The following is an 18,228-nucleotide window of genomic DNA, read 5'->3' as shown; positions in this document are numbered from 1 at the left end:
CGAATCCCGCGCTAGGACACAATGATGCAGCCCGTCCGTATCGCTCCCTCGATCCTCTCCGCCGATTTTGCCAAGCTCGGCGAGGAAGTGCGCGCCATCGACGCCGCCGGCGCCGACTGGATCCATATCGACGTGATGGACGGCCATTTCGTCCCCAACATCTCGTTCGGTCCCGCGGTCATGAAGTCGGTGCGCGGCGTGACCACCAAGCCGTTCGACGTCCACCTGATGATCTCGCCCGTCGACGCCTATCTCGACGCGTTCGCAGACGCCGGTGCCGACTGCATCACCGTGCATTACGAGGCCGGCCCGCACATTCACCGCTCGCTCCAGCACATCAAGAGCCTCGGCAAGCGCGCCGGCATCGTGATCTGCCCCGGCACCCCCGCCAAGATGCTCGACTACCTGATGGACATGGTCGACCTCGTGCTGGTGATGAGCGTCAACCCGGGCTTTGGCGGGCAGAGCTTCATCCCGAGCCAGCTCAAGAAGATCTCGGCGATCCGCACTATGATCGAAAAGAGCGGTCGCGCGATCGATCTCGAGGTCGATGGCGGCGTCGATGCCGAATGGGCCAAGCGCTGTATCGAGGCGGGCGCCGACGCGCTCGTCGCGGGCACCTCGGTCTTCCGCGGCGGCCCGGATCATTATGCCGCCAACATCGCCGCGTTGCGGGGGTGAACGAACCGCACGATCTGACGCGCGATGTCGTGACCGATCCCGCGCCCGACGGGATCGACGAAGGTCGTCGCCTGATCCGCCTCGGCGGCGACAAGGGGCTGTCGCTCGCCGACCGCCTTGCCGAGCGCTTCCACCGGCTGACGTGGCGCACCCCGCTGCACACGCTGCGGCTCAAGGGGCGCTACCCGCTCAAGCTGATCGCGGTCCCCGACGACCCCATCCTCGGCGACATCCCGCGCGGCACGATGCTGCTGGAGGGCGTGCTCTCGTTCCGCGGCGAAGCGCGCGATATCGAGACGCTCGATTTGGCCAAGCCGCTCCCCAAACCCTTTGCCGAGTATCTGCAGAGTTTCGCGTGGCTGCGCGACCTGTCGACCGTCGCGACCCGATCGCGCGGCGCGCCGATCGCCGAATATCTCATGGGCCTCTGGCTGACCGCGCACGCCGACACGCAGGGCGGGATCGCGTGGCGCCCGGACATGTGGGGCAGGCGGATCCTCGCCTGGACCGCGCACGCGCCGCTGATCCTGTCGTCGTCCGACCAGATCTACCGCTCGAAGGTGCTCAACGCGCTCGCCAAGGGCGCGCTCCACCTCGATCGTACCGCCGACAAGGCCCCCGCGGGCGCCCCGCGCATCGCCGCATGGTGCGGGGTCGTCGCCGCCGGCCTTCTCATCCCCGGCGGCGAACCCCGCCAGGCGTTCGGTGAAGCCGGGCTGCTGCGTGCGCTCGGGACCGGTCTGTTCGACGACGGCGGCTCGGTCTCGCGCAGCCCGGCGATGCTGCTCGATTCGATCCAGCTGCTGACGTTGCTCCAGGAAAGCTATGCTGCGCGCGGCGCCGAATTGCCCGAGACGGTGGCGGTCACGCTCACCCGGATGGTCGCGGCGCTGCTGGGCGTCGCGCACGCCGATCGCGGGTTGTCGAGCTGGCAGGGCGGCGGTCCGTCGAGCGAAACGCAGGTCGCCGCGGTGATCGAGGCCAGCGGCGTCCGCACCCGCCCGTTACGCCAGGCACGTGACTGGGGCTATCAACGCCTCGCCGCCGGCACCGCGGTGCTGATCGTCGACGCGGCTCCGCCGCCGATCGCGCGACTCGTCGAGGGCGGTTGCGCGTCTACGCTCGCGTTCGAATTCTCGGACGGCCCGGCGCGGATCGTCGTCAACTGCGGCGGCGCACGCGCGGGCATCGCGCAACTCCCGCCCGCGATGGTCGAAGGCCTGCGCTCGACCGCGGCGCATTCGACGCTGACGATCGCCGACAGCAACTCGACTGCGATCCTGACCGACGGCACACTCGGCCGCGGCGTCGGCGAGGTCGAACTCAGCCGCCAGGAATCGGAGGCCGCGAGCCGCATCGAGGCGAGCCACGACGGCTATGTCCGCCGCTGGGGCTTCCTCCACCGCCGCCAGCTGATGCTGACCGGCGACGGTCGCGAACTGCGCGGCGAGGACGCGCTGCTCCCGCAGGGCCGCAAGCGCCGCGTCGGCCTGTCGCTGTTCGCGATCCGCTTTCATTTGGGCGAAGGCGTGCAGGTGTCGCCGACTGCCGACGGTTTGGGTGCGATCCTCCGCCTGCCGGGTGGTGCGCTCTGGCAGTTCCGCTGCCGCGGCGGCGCGCTGGTGGTCGAGGACAGCGTCTGGATCGACGCCGACGGCCGCCCTGTCGCGACGCAACAGCTGATGATCACGGGTGAGGCGGCGGCCGGTGGCGCGAGCGTGAGCTGGGCGCTGAAGAAGGCCTGACGGTCACCGCATCATCCCCCACGCCTGTCATCCTGACGAAAGTCAGGATCCAGGATACCAAACGACCGCGCCCGTGGCTCTGGGTCCTGACTTTCGTCAGGATGACGTAGGGAGGGCAGGCCCCCCTGTTCCCCAACGGCAACCGACGCTAAGGCCCGCCGCACGGCGACTCCACGAAAGACCCTCATGACCAGCATCCCGATCAAGCGCGCGCTCCTGTCCGTCTCCGACAAGACCGGGATCGTCGATCTCGGCACAGCGCTGGCCAGCCACGGCGTCGAACTCGTCTCCACCGGCGGCACCGCCACCGCACTCCGCGCCGCGGGTCTCACCGTGCGCGACGTGAGCGAACTCACCGGCTTCCCCGAGATGATGGATGGCCGCGTCAAGACGCTTCACCCGATGGTGCATGGCGGCCTGCTCGCGGTCCGCGACGACGCCGGCCACGCCGCCTCGATGGCCGAACACGCGATCGGCGCGATCGATCTCGTGATCGTCAACCTCTACCCGTTCGAAGCCACCGTCGCGAAGGGCGCAGACCGCGACACCGTGATCGAGAATATCGACATCGGCGGCCCCAGCATGGTCCGCTCGGCCGCCAAGAACCACGCCTATGTCGCGATCGTCACCGACCCCGCCGACTATGCGCTCGTGTCGGGGGGCACCACCACGCTCGACGACCGCAAGAAGCTCGCCGCGAAGGCCTTCGCCACCACCGCCGCCTATGACTCGGCGATAGCGACGTGGTTCGGCACCGTCGACCAGGCCGAGGAATTCCCCGCCACCTTGCCGATCACGCTCAAGCGCGGCGACAGTCTGCGCTACGGCGAGAACCCGCACCAGTCCGCCGCCTTCTATACGGCGACGGGCAGCGTCCGCGGCATCGGTCAGGCGCGCCAGCTCCAGGGCAAGGCGCTCAGCTACAACAACCTCAACGACGCCGACGCCGCGCTCGAACTCATCGCCGAGTTCCGCGACGCCGACCCCTCGGTCGTCATCGTCAAGCACGCCAACCCCTGCGGCGTCGCCACCGCGTCGACGCTCGCCGAAGCCTATGCCGCCGCGTTCGCCTGCGACACCGTCTCCGCATTCGGCGGCATCATCGCCGTCAACCGTACGCTCGACGCCGAGACCGCGCGCGCGATCACCGGCATCTTCACCGAAGTCGTCGTCGCCCCCGATGCAGACGAGGACGCGATCGCGCTGTTCGCCGCCAAGAAGAACCTCCGCCTGTTACTCACCGGCGAGCTCCCCGATCCCGCGCGCACCGGCCTCACCGCCAAGTCGATCGCGGGCGGCTGGCTCGTACAGGGCCGCGACAACGGCACCCCCGGCGACCTCACCGTCGTCACCAAGCGCCAGCCGACCGAGCAGGAACTGATCGACTGCCGCTTCGCCTGGACCGTCGCCAAGCACACCAAGTCGAACGCGATCGTCTATGCCAAGGACGGCAGCACGGCGGGCATCGGCGCGGGCCAGATGAACCGCCTCGAATCCGCGCGCATCGCGGCCTGGAAGGCGAAGGACGCCGCGGACAAGGCCGGCTGGTCCACCCCGCGCACGATCGGCTCCGCGGTCGCCTCCGACGCGTTCTTCCCGTTCGCCGACGGCCTGCTCGCCGCGGTCGAGGCAGGCGCCACGGCAGTGATCCAGCCCGGCGGCTCGATCCGCGACGCCGACGTTATCGCCGCCGCGGACGAGGCAGGCCTCGCGATGGTCTTCACCGGCATGCGCCACTTCCGCCACTGAGGGAGGCGCGGGGCGGCACCCGCCGCCGCCTCACCCCCCGTCGTCATGCCGGGCTCGTTCCGGCATCCACCGCGCCGCGTCCTCGCCGGTGCTTGGTGTGCGGAACCGTGGATGCCGGAACGAGCCCGGCATGACGAAGGCGTGACTGCCCATAAAACAGGCACGCTCGCCGCACTGCACAAGTTTTAACCCTAAATCGCCCGCTGCTCGCCTTCTGAGCACCCCTCACCCCTCCGCACCAAAACTGGCACGTACATTGCGAAGCGCTTCCCAAGACAACTGGGGAAGGGGCGCGATGAAACTCGTCATTGCCATCATCAAGCCGTTCAAGCTCGACGAGGTGCGCGAAGCGCTCACCACGATCGGCGTGGCGGGCATGACGGTCACCGAGGTCAAGGGGTTCGGCCGGCAGAAGGGCCAGACCGAGATCTATCGGGGGGCCGAATACAGCACCAACATGGTGCCCAAGATCAAGATCGAGGTGGTCTGCGCCGCCAGCCTGTCCGACCGCGTGGTCGAGGCGATCCAGGCCTCGGCGAACACCGGCGCGATCGGCGACGGCAAGATCTTCGTGCTCGACGTGGGGCAGGCGGTGCGCATCCGCACCGGCGAAACCGACGATTCAGCCCTGTGACAATGAACGACTGGAGGGGGGACATGATGAAGCATGATATGAAGACGGCCGCCGCCGCGGTCCTCGGGTTCGGCGCGGCGATGATCGCCGCCGCCCCCGCCTGGGCGCAGGACGTCGCCGCACCTGCCGTGGCGCCCGTGGTGGCGACCGTGAACAAGGGCGACACCGCCTGGATGATGACGTCGACGCTGCTGGTATTGATGATGATCGTCCCCGGCCTCGCGCTGTTCTACGGCGGCCTCACCCGCGCCAAGAACATGCTGTCCACGATGACCCAGATCGGCGCGGTCGCGTGTCTCGCGATGCTGCTCTGGGTCATGTACGGCTACACGATGGCGTTCGGTGATGGTGGCGGCGAGTATATCTCGGGCTTCGGCAAGGCGCTGCTCCGCGGCATCACGCCCGATTCCACCGCGGCGACCTTCACCGCAGGCGTCGCGATCCCCGAATATGTCTTCATCTGCTTCCAGATGACGTTCGCCGCGATCACCATTGCGCTCGTGCTCGGCTCGGTCGTCGAGCGGATGAAGTTCTCGGCCGTGATGGTGTTCGCCATCGTCTGGCTGACGATCGTCTATTTCCCGATCGCGCACATGGTGTGGGCATCGGGCGGCAAGTTCTTCAAGATGGGCGCGCTCGATTTCGCCGGCGGCACCGTCGTCCACGTCAACGCCGGCGTCTCGGCGCTGGTCGCAGCGCTCATCCTCGGCAAGCGGATCGGCTATCCCGCCGAGCGCATGGCGCCGCACTCGCTGACGATGACGGGGATCGGCACCGGGCTGCTCTGGGTGGGCTGGTTCGGCTTCAACGCCGGGTCGGCGCTCGAGGCGAACGGCTCTGCAGGGCTCGCGATGCTCAACACCTTCGTCGCCACCGCGGCTGCCGGGCTTGCCTGGATGCTGATCGAGCGCGTCAACGGCCACAAGGGTTCGGCACTCGGCTTCTGCTCGGGTATCATCGCCGGGCTCGTCGCGGTCACGCCGGCAGCGGGCAATTCAGGCCCGTTCGGCGCGATCATCCTTGGCGCGGTTGCCTCGGTGGTCTGCTATTACGCGGTGACGTTCCTCAAGCCGAAGCTCGGCTATGACGATGCGCTCGACGCGTTCGGCATCCACGGCATCGGCGGCATGATCGGCGCGATCGGCACCGGCATCGTCTACGCCCCGTCGCTGGGCGGCCCCGGCAAGCCCGATTTCGACATGGGCCACCAGCTTTTCGTCCAGGTCGCCGCTGTTGCTACCACGATCGTCTGGGCGGCGATCGGCACCGTGATCGCGATCTATGTCGCCAAGGCGCTGACCGGCCTGCGCGTCTCGCCCGAAGTCGAAACCGAAGGTCTCGACATCGGCGAGCACGGCGAGCGCGCCTACAACTGATCGCCAACACCAATCGGTAGCGGGCCGGACGAGCCCGCACCCACGACGTTCCTCCTGCGGACAACCTTGGCTCGGTATGGCAACATACCGGGCCATTTTTTTAGTCGATCGAAGGGGTACTTCGATCGCGTTCGAGGAGGGGGGCGCCTTGAACGTTCTCCCTTGAGAGCGGGCGTTCAAGGCTAGGCAAAGCTACAAGAGTCAAATCCCCCTTCCGCTTGCGGGAGGGGTTAGGGGAGGGGCCGACGTACGTACTGGCGTCCGGTCCATGGGGCTAACCCCTCCCCCGACCCCTCCCGCAAGCGGAAGGGGAGCAGAAGAGTGCCATTTCGACTCTGTTCGCCGCTTATGTCCTAAGCGCCGGTACCCCCCCCCCCGCGAAGGCCGGGGCCCAGTTGGGAAGGTCTCAGTAACGACGTGCCGCGTTCCGTTAGCGCCGTTTCCCGACTGGACCCCGGCCTCCGCCGGGGAGGAACGCGTCAGCCGTCAGCGAACCGCGTCAGACCCGCACGCTCTTGGGCGCCAACCGGCGGATGTCGAGCACGTCGACCTGTGCGAGCATCACCGCACCGAGCGCCCGGTCGCCGGTCTCGACCAGTATCCCGTCCTGAGTCGCACGCACGGTGCGCCAGCTCACCTCGCGCACAGCCAGCCGCTTGCCGATCCGCCGGACCGCCGCCACTCGCCCGTCGGCCGCGATCGCGAGGGCGCCCTGGCCATCCGCCCCGACGACCGCGCCGGCCACCGCAAAGCCCGGAAGCTGCGCCTGCGCGGCATCCGCCGCTTCTTCGGGCGTCTCGATCTTAACGACGCGCCGCATCCGCACGACGACCCAGACCAGCCCCGCGAGCAGCAGCACCACGACGGCCACGATGCCGCCGACGATCGCAGGTGTCATCGCGGCCCTGCGAGCGCGTCCAGCATCGGGCGAATACCGCGCAGGTCGTACCCGGCGTCCTCGGCCTGGGCGAGCAGCAAATTGGGGTTGCGTCCCTGCTTCGCCGCCGCCAGTGCCCACAAATTGCAGCTTCGCGTGCCCGACCGGCAATAGGCCAGCACGGGGCCCTTCGACTCCACCAGCGCCGTGGTCATCGCGTCGATCTGCGGATGCGAGAAGCCCGCATGCGTCACCGGAATAGAGAAATAGGCCAGACCGGCCGCCTCTGCCGCCGCACGAATCGAATCGCCCGAAGGCTGGCCCGCATCCTCGTCGTCGGGGCGGTTGTTGACGATCGTCTTGAAGCCCGCCGCGGCGATGTCCGCGACCTGTTCGACCGCGATCTGCGGTGCGACCGAAATGCTTTCGTTGATGTGCCGGATCATGCGGACTCGCGGATAACTGCCAGAAAGGCATCTCCATAGGCGTCGAGTTTGCGCGCGCCAATGCCCGACAGCACGGCGAGCGCGGCGCGCGATGCGGGCCGCTGCGCTGCCATGTCACGCAGCACCGAATCGTGGAAGATCACATACGGCGGAACGCCCGCTTCCTTCGCCAGATCGCGCCGACGGATGCGCAGCGCCTCGAACAGCGGATCGTCGACCGGGTTCGGCACCGCGCCCGCCGCAGCCTTGCGCCGCCGCTCGCGCTTTGGCGGCACGATCACCGACAATGCGGCCTCGCCCTTCAGAATCGCCTTCGCCGCCGGACCGAATTCGAGGCCGCCATGCGGATTTGTCCGCAGCGCATCCTTCAGCATCAGCGCGCGCGACACGGGTTTGAGCAACGCCACCTCGTCGCCCTCGACAATCCCGTAGACCGACAGCGCCTCATGCCCGTTCATCAAACTGCGCTCCGACGACACGCCGGTCAGGATGCCCTCGATGTAACCGACGCCGAACATCTGCCCGGTGCGGAACACCGCCGACAGGAATTTCCGCGCGGTCTCGGTCGCGTCGACCGCGTCGACATTGCCGAGGCAATTGTCGCAATTCCCGCAATCCTCGAGCCGCTCCTCGCCGAAATGCTTGAGCAGGATTCGCCGCCGGCACCCCGCGGTCTCGACCAGTCCGCCCATCGCGGTCAGCCGCTGGCGTTCGCCCGCCTGCCGCTCGGGCTCGACCTCGCCGATCCGCTGGCGCGCGCGCGCGAAATCCTCGGCACCCCAGAACAGATGCGCGATCGCCGGATCGCCGTCGCGGCCTGCGCGGCCGGTCTCCTGATAATAGGCCTCGATCGATTTTGGCAGCCCGGCATGGGCTACGAACCGCACGTCGGGCTTGTCGATCCCCATCCCGAACGCGACCGTGGCGCAGATCACCATGTCCTCGCTCGCGACGAAATCCGCCTGGTTCTTTGCGCGCACCTGCGGATCGAGCCCGGCATGATACGCCCGCGTCGGCCGTCCGCTGCGCCCCAGCGCCTCGGCGAGCTTCTCGGTCGCCGCGCGCGTCTGCGCATAGACGATCCCCGGCCCCGGGATCTTCTCGAGGATGTCGGCGATCTGCCGGTTGACGTTGTCGCGCGCCGAGATCGCATAGCGGATGTTCGGCCGGTCGAACCCCGACACGATCAGTCCCTCGCGCGAGATCCCCAGCTGTTCGAGGATATCCGCGCGCGTATGGGCATCCGCGGTCGCGGTCAGCGCCAGCCGCGGCACGTCGGGAAAGCTGTCGAGCAGCGGTCGCAGCAACCGGTAGTCGGGGCGGAAGTCGTGCCCCCATTCGCTGACGCAGTGCGCCTCGTCGATCGCGAACAGCGAGAGCTTCGCCTGCGACAACAGATTGCGGAAGCTCTCGTTCGACGCCCGCTCGGGCGCGACGTACAGCAGGTCGAGATCGCCTGCGCGGAACCGCGCGATCGTCTCCTCGCGATTGGTATCAACCGAGGTCAATGTCGCCGCCTTGATCCCCACCGCGGTCGCCGCGCGCAACTGGTCGTGCATCAGCGCGATCAGCGGCGAGACGACGACGCATGTCCCCTCGAGCATCGTCGCGGGCAGCTGGTAGCAGAGCGACTTGCCCGCACCGGTCGGCATCACCGCCAGCGTCCGCTGCCCCGCGAGCACACGGTCGACGACATCGCGCTGCACGCCACGAAAATCAGGAAAGCCGAAGATGCGCTGGAGATCGGGAAGGGGGTCGAGTGCCATTGCCTCGGACCTAGGGTTCGTTCACCCTCGCCGCAATGGATGATCCGCGTGGGCGAGCATTCGCGACGGGATCACCGGCGGGAAATCCTATGCCGACGGCCCATACCATGTTCGCCGCGATCCTGGCGCTATGCGCGCTGACCGGCGCGGCGACGCCGGCGCGCGAACGCGTCATCGACGGCAACGGCATCGTGGACTCGACCATCGCTGGTGCGGCGGGCCGCATCCGCATCGAACCCTCGGGCACCGGAATGCCGTTGATCACCACCGCCTTTGCCGAGCGGGCGTCGCTGAAATCGGGGATGCTGTCATTCAGTTACGCGGTCGGCACCGAACGCGTCCACGGCAGGACGGGGGTTGGTTCGATCGACCTCGGCACCGGCCCGTCCAAACATCGCATTGGCTGGACTGCGATCCCCTACACGCCCGCTGCCGATGGCGTGGTGGGGCCGGGCGGGGTATCCGAAGACATTGTTCGGTTTGTCCTGCATCCACCGGTTCCCGGCGAGCGCATGGCAACGTTGCCGATGACCGACCAGGGTGGCCTGGCAGGCGGCTGGGGCGAATTATATGCGCAGATCGATCTTGGCGGCCAGCCGCTGCGAGTCCGTTTCGACCCGTATCACGCACGCACGCTCGCCACGGCCAGCGCCGCCGTCCGCATCGCGGCCGCGCAGGGTGGTACGCTGCAGGGCGCGGTCGAAAAGGTCGAGATCGCGTTCGGCATCGAGCGCCCGGTCCGTACGATGACGCTCGCCCGCGGCCTGGTCATCGGTCCGTTGCAGTTCGCCACGCTGGGTGATCGCACCGCCGACTATGGCTCCACCGCAGGCCTCGCCGATGCTGCCGCGCCGATCGACCCGGACGAGGTCGTCGTCACCGCAAAATCCAAAAAGCCAGGGCGCGATCGGCTCTCGATCGGCGCGGACCTGCTCGCGCGCTGTTCCAGCATCGTCTTCGACAAACCGGCTAAGCAAATCCGCCTGACCTGCGGATAAAGGCAACTCGGTCGAGATCGGGCCAGTGTGTTTAGGAAGCGCGGGGCCAAAACCCGGCCACGCGCGAGGTCTGCGCGCGGCGCTTATTCCGCTGCCAGGGCCCCGTCATCGTCCCCGGCACGCTCCTGCGCCTGCCGGTTCCACATCTCCGCATAGACTCCGTCCGCGCGCAGTAGTTCGCCATGCGTGCCCTTTTCGACGATCCGCCCTGCCTCCAGCACGACGATCTGGTCCGCATGGACCACGGTCGACAGCCGATGCGCGATCACGATCGTGGTGCGGCCGCGCTCGATCGCTTCGAGCGTGTCGAGGATATCCGCCTCGGTACGGCTGTCGAGCGCCGACGTTGCCTCGTCGAGGATCAGGATCGGCGGGTTCTTGAGCAAAGTGCGCGCGATCGCGACGCGCTGCTTCTCACCGCCCGACAGCTTTAGGCCGCGTTCGCCGACGCGCGTCGCATAACCCAAAGGTTGGCGTTCGATGAACCCGGCGATCGCGGCGCCCTTCGCCGCCGCCTCGACCTCGGGCATCTCGGCGCCCTCGCGGCCATAGGCGATGTTGTACCCGATCGTGTCGTTGAACAGCACGGTGTCCTGCGGCACGATCCCGATCGCAGCGCGAAGCGACGCCTGGCGGACCTGTGCGATGTCCTGGTCGTCGACGGTGATCCGTCCGCCCGTCAGGTCGTAGAACCGGTATAGCAGCCGCGCGAGCGTCGACTTGCCCGCGCCCGATGGCCCGACCACCGCGAGCGTCGATCCTGCCGGTACGTCGAGTTCTAGGTCGCGCAGGATCGGCCGGCCTGCGTCATAGCCGAACGAGACATTCTCGAAGCGGACACGGCCCGCGCTTACCGTCAGCGCGGGCGCCTCGGCGACGTCGACGACGGAGGCGGGCGTATCGATCAGGTCGAACATCGCTGCCATGTCGAGCGCACCCTGCCGGATCGTGCGATACACCATCCCCAGCAGGTCGAGCGGCCGGAACAGCTGCGCGAGCAGCGTCGACACGAACACCACGTCGCCCGCGGATGCGAGCCCGCGGCTCCACCGCCACACGACGAAGCCCATCCCGCCCGCGAGCATCAGGTTGGTGATCAGCGCCTGGCCGAGGTTCAGCCACGCGAGCGAATTCTCGCTTTTCACCGCGGCCTCGGAATAGGCGGTGATGCCCTCGTCGTAGCGCCTGGCCTCGCGCTCTTCCGCGCCGAAATATTTGACGGTCTCGAAGTTCAGCAGCGAGTCCACCGCATGCGCGACCGCGCCGGTATCGAGGTCGTTCATACGTGCGCGCAGCGCGTTGCGCCAGTCGGTCACCATCCGCGTGAAGGCGATATAGCCTACCACCATCACGACGGTCGCGATCACCAGCGGCCAGCCGAACTTGGTCCAGAACAGCCCCAGCACCAGCACGAGTTCGAACACCGTCGGCGCGATGTTGAACAGCAGGAAATAGAGCATCGTGTCGATGCTCTTGGTTCCACGCTCTACGACCTTGGTGACCGCGCCGGTGCGCCTGGACAGGTGGAAATCGAGGCTCAGCGCATGCAGATGGCGGAACACCTGCGCGGCAAGGCGCCGCGACGCATCCTGCCCGACGCGCTCGAACACTGCGTTGCGCAGATTGTCGAATAGCGTCGTCCCGAACCGCGACGCGGCGTAGCCCACCACCAGCAGCACGACGAGCGTCAGCGCGCCGCGATCATTCCCCGCCATTCTGTCGACCGCATATTTCAGCGTGAACGCCGCGCCGAACACCTGCACCAGCTTCGACGCGATGACGAGCAGCATCGCGACGACGATCCGCGCCTTCAGCTTGGGCTGCCCCGCCGGCCACAGGAATGGCAGGAAGCGGCGGAGCGTCGGCAGCAACGGCTGGTCCGCGCGGGTGGAGGTGTAGGTGTCAGGGGGCATTGCTGGTCAGGATGTAGGCGCGGTCAAGCCCCGGCGAAAGCGGTTGGGGGAACAATCCTGCCACTTCGTCGCTTTTCCTACCGTGTCCAACGCCGGGCGCCGCGATCCACTGGAGAATGAAATGGAACCGCTGTTCTACGTCATGGCCATCATGGGCTGCGGTGACGGCAACATCAACTGCACCGAGGCGCGGGTGATCCCGGCACGCTATGAGACGATGGCGCAGTGCCGTGCGGCACTCCCCGATCAGCTCGCGCAAAATACCGATGTGCCCTATCCGATGATCGGCGCGAATTGCCGCGCGCAGGGTCGGTACATGGCGAAGGTCGGCAAGGCGAAGTCGCAGGGCTGAACGCTCTATCGGTCGCCGTCCTAGCCTTTGGGACGGGTCCACAAACGTGGATCGCGCGGTTGCCGCGGATATAGCTTCTCGCGACCAGCGGCCTCTCGCGCCGCGGTGACGATGAACCCAAGCTTTTGCATCCCGGACGTAGTCACACGATGATCCCAGGCGTGCTCTCCGCGCGCTGCCACGGTCCGTCCGATCGCGCCATAGATCCCCGCAGCCGAGAGCACCGCCCAGGCCGAGCGGAACGATAGCGAGGGGGTTCCTTGGCGAGCGCTAGCCTCGAACGCTGAGGCGCGATCGGCCATCCGCTTCGACAGTACCGCAAGCCGCGAGCGGAAGGGCGGCTTCATGTGCTGGCCCGGCGGAAAGTCCATTTCTACCAGCCATTCGATCGGCAGGTAGCAGCGCCCGACGCGATCATCCTCTTCGATGTCGCGTGCGATATTGGCGAGCTGGAATGCCATGCCGAGGTCGCAGGCGCGGTCGAGCGTGTCGTCGTCGTCGGGATCGACTCCCATCACTACCGCCATCATGCAGCCGACGACGCCCGCGACATGGTAGCAATAGCGATACAGGTCGTTCTCGGAGCGCGGTCGCCAATCCTCGGCATCGAGCGCGAAGCCTGCGACGAGATCGCGCGCGAACCGCTTGGGCATACGCGTCTCCGCCGCGACGATGCGTAGCGCGTCGAAGGCGGGCTCGCCGACGACTTCGCCCGCCAGCGCTTGCTCGGTCATCGCCGAGAGTGCTGCGAGCCGTTCCGGCGCGTCGTGGACCACGGTCATGCCGTGGCCGTGATCCTGCCCGTCGGCGATATCGTCGCAGCGCCGGCACCAGGCGTAGAGAAGCCACGCCCGCTCTCGCGTGGGCTTGTCGAATAACAGGCTGGCGGCGGCGAAGCTCTTCGATCCGCGGGCGATGGATTCGTGCGCGGTAGCGACGATCGCCTCGCGCGAGGGGGCGGGGTGACTCATCCGCGCACGTCTGTTTTTACCACCCCGGCGGATGCTGGGGCCCAAGTGGAAAGGTGGCAGTAACGACGCGCAACGCTCACCAATGCATGTCCCCCAATTGGGCCCTGGCCTTCGCCGGGGTGGAGCAGGGCAGTGAGAGACTCGAAAACGTTCACAGATCCGACGCGTTCATCCGGACGATCGGCTGGGTCGGCACATGCTCCGCCATCCGGTCGAGCAGTACGTCGAGCGTATCTGCGACGATCAACAGGTCGCGGTGCTGCGGGCGCAGGAAGCCGACCTCGCCCATCTTGTCCCAGAACGCGATCAGGTGATCGTAATAGCCCGCAGTGTTGAGCAATCCGACCGGATCCGCATGATAGCCGAGCTGCGCCCAGCTGAGCGCCTCCCACAATTCGTCCATCGTGCCCGTCCCGCCGGGGATCGTCACGAACCCGTCGGACAGGTCGGTGAACATCTGCTTGCGCTGGTGCATGCCCTGCACGACGTGGAGTTCGGTGAGCCCGCGATGCGCGACCTCGGCATCGACCAGCGCCTGTGGGATGACGCCGATCACCTCGCCGCCGCCTTCCAGCGCGCCATCGGCGATCGCGCCCATCAGGCCCGTCCGGCCACCGCCATAGACGAGGCCGATCCCGCGCTCGGCCAGCGTCCGACCCAGCGCGCGCGCGCCTTCGATATAGAGGGGATCAGCCGGCGTCGCCGAGCCGCAATATACAGCAAGTCTCTTCATCGTGCCTCGCTAGGGGAAGCGCGCTGGGTGCGGCAAGAAAAGAATGGGTTCACGCGGAGGCGCGGAGGTGTTTCGTTCCGGACAGCGCTCACGCTGTCTTCATCCGCGTTCCGCACTCCGTTGGAGACACGGTCGCTCCGCGACAAGCGCGCCATCTCCGCGTCTCCGCGCCTCCGCGTGAACAGACCTTATTTCTCGCCTTCGAGCATCAACCGTGCGGTCGCTTTCGCACTCCCCACGACCCCTGGAATCCCAGCCCCCGGATGCGTGCCCGCGCCGACGAAGAACAGGTTCGGGATATGCTCGTCGCGGTTGTGTACGCGGAAATAGGCGCTCTGCGTCAGCACGGGCTCGAGCGAAAACGCCGAGCCCAGATGCGCGTTCAGGTCCTGCGCGAAATCCTTCGGTGCGTAGCTGAACTTGGTCACGATCCGATCGTGGATATCGGGGATCAGCCGCCGCCCGATTTCGTCGAGGATGCGCTTTTCGAGGATCGGCGCGATCTCGTCCCAGTCGACCGGGAACTTGCCCATGTGCGGCACCGGCGCCAGCGCATAGAAGGTCGAATGTCCCTCCGGCGCCAGCGAAGGATCGGTGACGGTCGGATGATGGAGGTACAGCGAGAAATCCTCGCTCAGCACGCCATGGTCGTAAATGTCCTCGAGCAGCCCCTTATAGCGCGGCCCGAACAGGATCATGTGGTGCGGGATGCCTGGCCAGGTGCCCTTGATCCCGAAATGCACCACGAACAGCGACGGCGAATATTTCTTCCGCTCAAGCGACCCGGTCTTGCGCTTGGCGCTGCGCGACGTCGCCAGCAGGTCGCGATAGGTGTGCATGATGTCGCTGTTCGCCGCGATCGCATCCGCCTGACCCGACCAGCCGCTGGCGGTCGTCACGCCGGTCGCGCGGTCGCCGAGGGTCTCGATCGCGGTGACCGGATCGTCGAGCCGGAGCACGCCGCCGAGCCGCTCGAACTGGGTTACCAGCGCGGCGACCAGCCGGTTGGTGCCGCCGCGCGCGAACCACACGCCGCCATCGCGCTCGAGCTTGTGGATCAGCGCATAAATCGCGCTGGTCGTCATCGGGTTGCCGCCGACCAGCAGCGTGTGGAACGAGAGCGCCTCGCGCAGCTTCTCCGATTTCACATAGCTGGACACGATCGAATAGACCGACCGCCACGCCTGGTATTTCGCGAGCGCGGGCGCGGCCTTGATCATCGATCCGAAGTCGAGGAACGCGACGTGGCCGAGCTTCTCATAGCCCTCGTGGAAGACGCCCGCCGAATAGGCGAGGAACTTCTCGTAGCCCGCCCAGTCGCCGGGATGTAGCTTCTCGATCTCGGCGCGCATCTGCACGTCGTCGTTGGTATAATCGAAATTCGTGCCGTCGGGCCAGTTGAGGCGGTAGAAGGGCAGCACCGGATCGAGCGTCACGTCCTCGCTCATGTCGCGCCCGGTCAGCGCCCACAATTCGCGCAGGCAATCCGGATCGGTGATGACGGTCGGCCCCGCATCGAAGGTGAAGCCGTCGCGTTCCCAATAATAGCCACGGCCGCCCGGCTTGTCGCGGCTCTCGACGATTGTCGTCTGCACGCCTGCGGATTGCAGCCGGATCGCGAGTGCCAGCCCGCCGAAACCTGCGCCGATGACTATTGCGGTCTTCATGATGACATACTGCCTGCGATGGCGCGGACGGCGCGCACAATGGGGACGGGGGGCTTGCCGGTCAGGACCCGCGCCTTGTCGGAGAGGGTCGAGCGTCCGGCGTAGAAACGGCCAATAAGCGGCGGTGAGAGGCGATAGAAGCGTTCGAGGATACGATAGCGTTCCTCGGGCTCTGCGGCGCGAAACAACATCGTGTCGAGCATCCGGTAGAAACCGCGGCTTTTCCACGTCGCGCGCGCCATCGCATGCGTCGCGTCGTGCAGCTTGGCACCCGAGAAATCGCTGAGGCCCGCTAGCATCGCGGCGGTCCGCACGGCATCGGGCAGCGAATAGCCGGTGGTCGGGTGGAACATGCCCGCGCGCATCCCGGCCTTGGCGACGCGTGCGCCGCCCGATCGCCAATAGGCCTCGAAATCGCCCCCCATCGCGACCGGCAGTACGCCCGATTCATGCCGCGCCGCCTGCGCCACGCGCCAGCCGCGCGCGTCGGCATAGTCATGGATGCGCGCGGTAAGCGCCTCGACGTCGAGATCGGGCGTGTCGCTGTAATAGGTGTCCTCGACGAACATCCGGTCGGCCGCCAGCGGGAGGCAATAGACGAAGCGATAGCCGTCGATCTGCGGCACGGTCGCGTCCATGACGATCGGCACCGGGCTCTCGTGTGGCGCGTCGAGCACCAGTTCGCGCCCGACGAATTTCTGCCACGCCAGATCGAGCAGCGACAGGTCGCCTGGCCCGCGCGCGTCGATCACGCCGGTCGCCTCGATCCGGTCGCCGTCGGCCAGCACCACCGCGGTGGCACTCGCGCCCGATACCTTGCGGCCCAGCATCAAGGCGTGCGGCGGCAGGACTCGGCGCACCTCGCGGTCGAGCCGCTCGCTCTCGATCGAATAATAGGTCGCGTCGATCGTCCGCGCGTGTGCGGGAAAGCGGACGTCATAGGCGGGCCATGCATGCACGACGAGCGGTGCGACGAGCCAGCGATCAGCTTGCGCGACGTCGCTGCCGAAGAACGACCAGAGGTGATTGCCGCCGACGACGCGCGCGGAGTCGATCAGTCGCACGTCGAGCGCGGGGTGCCTGGCCTTGAGCGCCAGCGCGATCATCCCGCCGGCCAAACCCGCGCCAACGATCGCGACGTCGCAGGAGATCGTCGATGCCATGCCTCCGACTAGCGCAAACGGCGGGACACGAAAACAGCCTTTCCCAAGCAATCTTGAACGAAGGCAACCTGCGTTGCCGGGCTCGCCCATGATCCTCCCCCGCCAGGGGGAGGTGGCTGGCGCTTGCCAGACGGAGGGGGCGGAAAGGGAAACCTGGGTTTCGTGCCCTCCCCCTCCGTCACCTTCGGCGACACCTCCCCCTGGCGGGGGAGGATTGAAGGCTGCGATCGGGGCGTCTTCGCCGTGGAACGCGGAGGGCGGGGGTGCTCCCCTTTCCCTGCCGATGGCGGTATCGTGCGGCGATGCAGACGTCGCCCTCCGCCCCCATGCTCACTACCGCTCGGCTGACGCTGACCGGCCACACCGCGTCCGACCTCGAGGATTGCGCCGCCATGTGGTCCGACCCGCGCGTCTATGCGATGATCGGCGGCCAGCCGCGATCGCGCGAGGACGTCTGGATCCGCCTTCTGCGTGCGATCGGCCAGTGGACGCTGTTCGGCTACGGCACCTGGGTCGCGCGCGATACGGCGGGCCGGCTGATCGGTGAGCTCGGCCTGATGGAGACGCGCCGCGCGATCACGCCGTCGATCGACGCTGCGCCCGAAATCGGCTGGACGCTGACCGGCGACGCGCACGGCCAAGGCTACGCCTCGGAGGCACTCGCTGCGATCCTCGCCTGGACCGACGCGCGAATCCCCAGGACGACCTGCATCATCGATCCCGCCAACGCCGCGTCGATCCGCCTTGCGGACCGGCTCGGCTATCGGCTGCGCACGACGGGTATCTACCGCGATGCGCCGATCCTGATCCTCGATCGTGCCGCGGGTTCGGCGGGCGCCGGGGTCAGCGCTGCGCGGTGACGACCGGTTTCTGCACCGCTCCGATGGGCATCGGATCGCCTGCCCGATCATAGAACGCCATCAGGACCAGCCCCAGGGCCAGGATGCTGCCGGCGATCGCATAGATCAGCCCCTTATGGTCCTTACCCGTATCCCCGCGCGCGGCGTTGTGGTTTGCCATGCATCACTCTCCGATTTGGCAGGTCATCCTGCTCTGGAGGGGAGGCTATCAGGTTTCGGTGCACTGCATAGAGGCTATTGCAACGCCGAGCTATTCTCCCCGTGACGCTGTCGATCTCCGCATCAGCCCGCCGAACA

Annotated in this window: 17 protein-coding genes; 8 read left to right on the top strand and 9 right to left on the bottom strand. The window is 67.3% G+C overall.

The features are described from left to right. Window positions 1–21: 21 nt before the first annotated feature. The 5 genes from rpe to EV283_RS05690 all read left to right on the top strand — a co-directional run bounded on the left by rpe (window position 22) and on the right by EV283_RS05690 (window position 6,185). On the top strand, window positions 22–681 hold the full coding sequence (gene rpe, locus EV283_RS05710; protein ID WP_165391696.1) for a ribulose-phosphate 3-epimerase: 660 nt from the start codon (window positions 22–24) through the stop codon (window positions 679–681). Next, window positions 678–2,426, top strand: a complete 1,749-nt coding sequence (locus EV283_RS05705) for a heparinase II/III family protein (protein ID WP_242615797.1) — start codon at window positions 678–680, stop codon at window positions 2,424–2,426. The genes rpe and EV283_RS05705 overlap by 4 nt, the downstream gene beginning before the upstream one ends. A gap of 186 nt (window positions 2,427–2,612) precedes the next feature. Next, a complete protein-coding gene (gene purH, locus EV283_RS05700; RefSeq protein WP_130323355.1) occupies window positions 2,613–4,175 on the top strand; it encodes a bifunctional phosphoribosylaminoimidazolecarboxamide formyltransferase/IMP cyclohydrolase in 1,563 nt (520 codons plus the stop codon). A 295-nt stretch (window positions 4,176–4,470) separates the two neighbouring features. Next, window positions 4,471–4,809 (top strand): P-II family nitrogen regulator, encoded by a 339-nt coding sequence (locus EV283_RS05695; protein ID WP_056053652.1) that lies wholly within the window; start codon window positions 4,471–4,473, stop codon window positions 4,807–4,809. Window positions 4,810–4,835: 26 nt separating this feature from the next. Further along, window positions 4,836–6,185 carry an ammonium transporter gene (locus EV283_RS05690; RefSeq protein ID WP_130323966.1) on the top strand — a complete coding sequence of 450 codons (1,350 nt, stop codon included), beginning with the start codon at window positions 4,836–4,838 and terminating at the stop codon, window positions 6,183–6,185. Between the two features lie 499 nt (window positions 6,186–6,684). Here the strand turns inward: EV283_RS05690 and EV283_RS05685 are convergent, their stop codons facing one another. From EV283_RS05685 to recQ, 3 genes are read right to left on the bottom strand one after another with little or no spacing between them, the layout of a single operon-like run. After that, window positions 6,685–7,083: a hypothetical protein gene (locus EV283_RS05685; protein WP_130323353.1), complete on the bottom strand. Its 399-nt coding sequence runs from the start codon at window positions 7,081–7,083 to the stop codon at window positions 6,685–6,687. Then, window positions 7,080–7,508, bottom strand: coding sequence for a TIGR01244 family sulfur transferase (locus EV283_RS05680; protein WP_056412914.1), 429 nt, complete (start codon window positions 7,506–7,508; stop codon window positions 7,080–7,082). Before EV283_RS05680 ends, EV283_RS05685 begins: the two co-directional genes overlap by 4 nt. After that, a complete protein-coding gene (gene recQ / locus EV283_RS05675; RefSeq protein ID WP_107956517.1) occupies window positions 7,505–9,274 on the bottom strand; it encodes a DNA helicase RecQ in 1,770 nt (589 codons plus the stop codon). Before recQ ends, EV283_RS05680 begins: the two co-directional genes overlap by 4 nt. An 89-nt stretch (window positions 9,275–9,363) precedes the next feature. On the opposite strand from recQ, the gene EV283_RS05670 reads away from it, so the two are divergent. Then, window positions 9,364–10,272: a hypothetical protein gene (locus EV283_RS05670; RefSeq protein ID WP_130323351.1), complete on the top strand. Its 909-nt coding sequence runs from the start codon at window positions 9,364–9,366 to the stop codon at window positions 10,270–10,272. Between the two features lie 83 nt (window positions 10,273–10,355). Here the strand turns inward: EV283_RS05670 and EV283_RS05665 are convergent, their stop codons facing one another. Continuing rightward, window positions 10,356–12,185, bottom strand: coding sequence for an ABC transporter ATP-binding protein/permease (locus tag EV283_RS05665; protein WP_130323349.1), 1,830 nt, complete (start codon window positions 12,183–12,185; stop codon window positions 10,356–10,358). Between the two features lie 121 nt (window positions 12,186–12,306). Between EV283_RS05665 and EV283_RS05660 the strand changes: the two genes are divergently transcribed. After that, on the top strand, window positions 12,307–12,537 hold the full coding sequence (locus EV283_RS05660; protein ID WP_130323347.1) for a hypothetical protein: 231 nt from the start codon (window positions 12,307–12,309) through the stop codon (window positions 12,535–12,537). 20 nt (window positions 12,538–12,557) lie between these two features. On the opposite strand, the gene EV283_RS05655 is transcribed toward EV283_RS05660, so the two are convergent. The 4 genes from EV283_RS05655 to crtY all read right to left on the bottom strand — a co-directional run bounded on the left by EV283_RS05655 (window position 12,558) and on the right by crtY (window position 17,071). Then, window positions 12,558–13,508, bottom strand: coding sequence for a phytoene/squalene synthase family protein (locus EV283_RS05655; RefSeq protein ID WP_130323345.1), 951 nt, complete (start codon window positions 13,506–13,508; stop codon window positions 12,558–12,560). A 151-nt stretch (window positions 13,509–13,659) separates the two neighbouring features. Next, window positions 13,660–14,241, bottom strand: a complete 582-nt coding sequence (locus EV283_RS05650) for a TIGR00730 family Rossman fold protein (protein WP_130323343.1) — start codon at window positions 14,239–14,241, stop codon at window positions 13,660–13,662. Between the two features lie 188 nt (window positions 14,242–14,429). Beyond that, complete coding sequence (locus tag EV283_RS05645; protein ID WP_130323341.1) at window positions 14,430–15,908, bottom strand: phytoene desaturase; 1,479 nt, start codon at window positions 15,906–15,908, stop codon at window positions 14,430–14,432. Beyond that, the gene (gene crtY, locus EV283_RS05640; RefSeq protein WP_130323339.1) at window positions 15,905–17,071 is read right to left on the bottom strand and encodes a lycopene beta-cyclase CrtY; all 1,167 of its coding nucleotides are present in this window, start codon (window positions 17,069–17,071) and stop codon (window positions 15,905–15,907) included. The genes EV283_RS05645 and crtY overlap by 4 nt, the downstream gene beginning before the upstream one ends. Window positions 17,072–17,373: 302 nt before the next feature. Between crtY and EV283_RS05635 the strand changes: the two genes are divergently transcribed. Then, window positions 17,374–17,931 carry a GNAT family N-acetyltransferase gene (locus EV283_RS05635; protein WP_130323337.1) on the top strand — a complete coding sequence of 186 codons (558 nt, stop codon included), beginning with the start codon at window positions 17,374–17,376 and terminating at the stop codon, window positions 17,929–17,931. Here the strand turns inward: EV283_RS05635 and EV283_RS19070 are convergent. Further along, entirely contained in the window at window positions 17,915–18,091 is a 177-nt protein-coding gene (locus EV283_RS19070) for a hypothetical protein (RefSeq protein WP_156359531.1), read from the bottom strand. The genes EV283_RS05635 and EV283_RS19070 overlap by 17 nt on opposite strands. Window positions 18,092–18,228 lie beyond the last annotated feature (137 nt).

The sequence above is a fragment of the Sphingomonas sp. BK036 genome, assembly GCF_004216825.1.
In the GTDB taxonomy this organism is placed as follows: domain Bacteria; phylum Pseudomonadota; class Alphaproteobacteria; order Sphingomonadales; family Sphingomonadaceae; genus Sphingomonas.
The sequence above is the reverse complement of the archived record's forward strand: the minus strand, read 5'-3'. Positions and strand labels throughout refer to the sequence as shown.

Coding starts and splice junctions, on each gene's coding strand:
- rpe (WP_165391696.1), top strand. CDS start 22: ATGATGCAGCCCGTCCGTATCGCTCCCTCGATCCTCTCCGCCGATTTT.
- purH (WP_130323355.1), top strand. CDS start 2,613: ATGACCAGCATCCCGATCAAGCGCGCGCTCCTGTCCGTCTCCGACAAG.
- EV283_RS05695 (WP_056053652.1), top strand. CDS start 4,471: ATGAAACTCGTCATTGCCATCATCAAGCCGTTCAAGCTCGACGAGGTG.
- EV283_RS05690 (WP_130323966.1), top strand. CDS start 4,836: ATGAAGCATGATATGAAGACGGCCGCCGCCGCGGTCCTCGGGTTCGGC.
- EV283_RS05685 (WP_130323353.1), bottom strand. CDS start 7,083: ATGACACCTGCGATCGTCGGCGGCATCGTGGCCGTCGTGGTGCTGCTG.
- EV283_RS05680 (WP_056412914.1), bottom strand. CDS start 7,508: ATGATCCGGCACATCAACGAAAGCATTTCGGTCGCACCGCAGATCGCG.
- recQ (WP_107956517.1), bottom strand. CDS start 9,274: ATGGCACTCGACCCCCTTCCCGATCTCCAGCGCATCTTCGGCTTTCCT.
- EV283_RS05670 (WP_130323351.1), top strand. CDS start 9,364: ATGCCGACGGCCCATACCATGTTCGCCGCGATCCTGGCGCTATGCGCG.
- EV283_RS05665 (WP_130323349.1), bottom strand. CDS start 12,185: ATGCCCCCTGACACCTACACCTCCACCCGCGCGGACCAGCCGTTGCTG.
- EV283_RS05660 (WP_130323347.1), top strand. CDS start 12,307: ATGGAACCGCTGTTCTACGTCATGGCCATCATGGGCTGCGGTGACGGC.
- EV283_RS05655 (WP_130323345.1), bottom strand. CDS start 13,508: ATGAGTCACCCCGCCCCCTCGCGCGAGGCGATCGTCGCTACCGCGCAC.
- EV283_RS05650 (WP_130323343.1), bottom strand. CDS start 14,241: ATGAAGAGACTTGCTGTATATTGCGGCTCGGCGACGCCGGCTGATCCC.
- EV283_RS05645 (WP_130323341.1), bottom strand. CDS start 15,908: ATGAAGACCGCAATAGTCATCGGCGCAGGTTTCGGCGGGCTGGCACTC.
- crtY (WP_130323339.1), bottom strand. CDS start 17,071: ATGGCATCGACGATCTCCTGCGACGTCGCGATCGTTGGCGCGGGTTTG.
- EV283_RS05635 (WP_130323337.1), top strand. CDS start 17,374: ATGCAGACGTCGCCCTCCGCCCCCATGCTCACTACCGCTCGGCTGACG.
- EV283_RS19070 (WP_156359531.1), bottom strand. CDS start 18,091: ATGGCAAACCACAACGCCGCGCGCGGGGATACGGGTAAGGACCATAAG.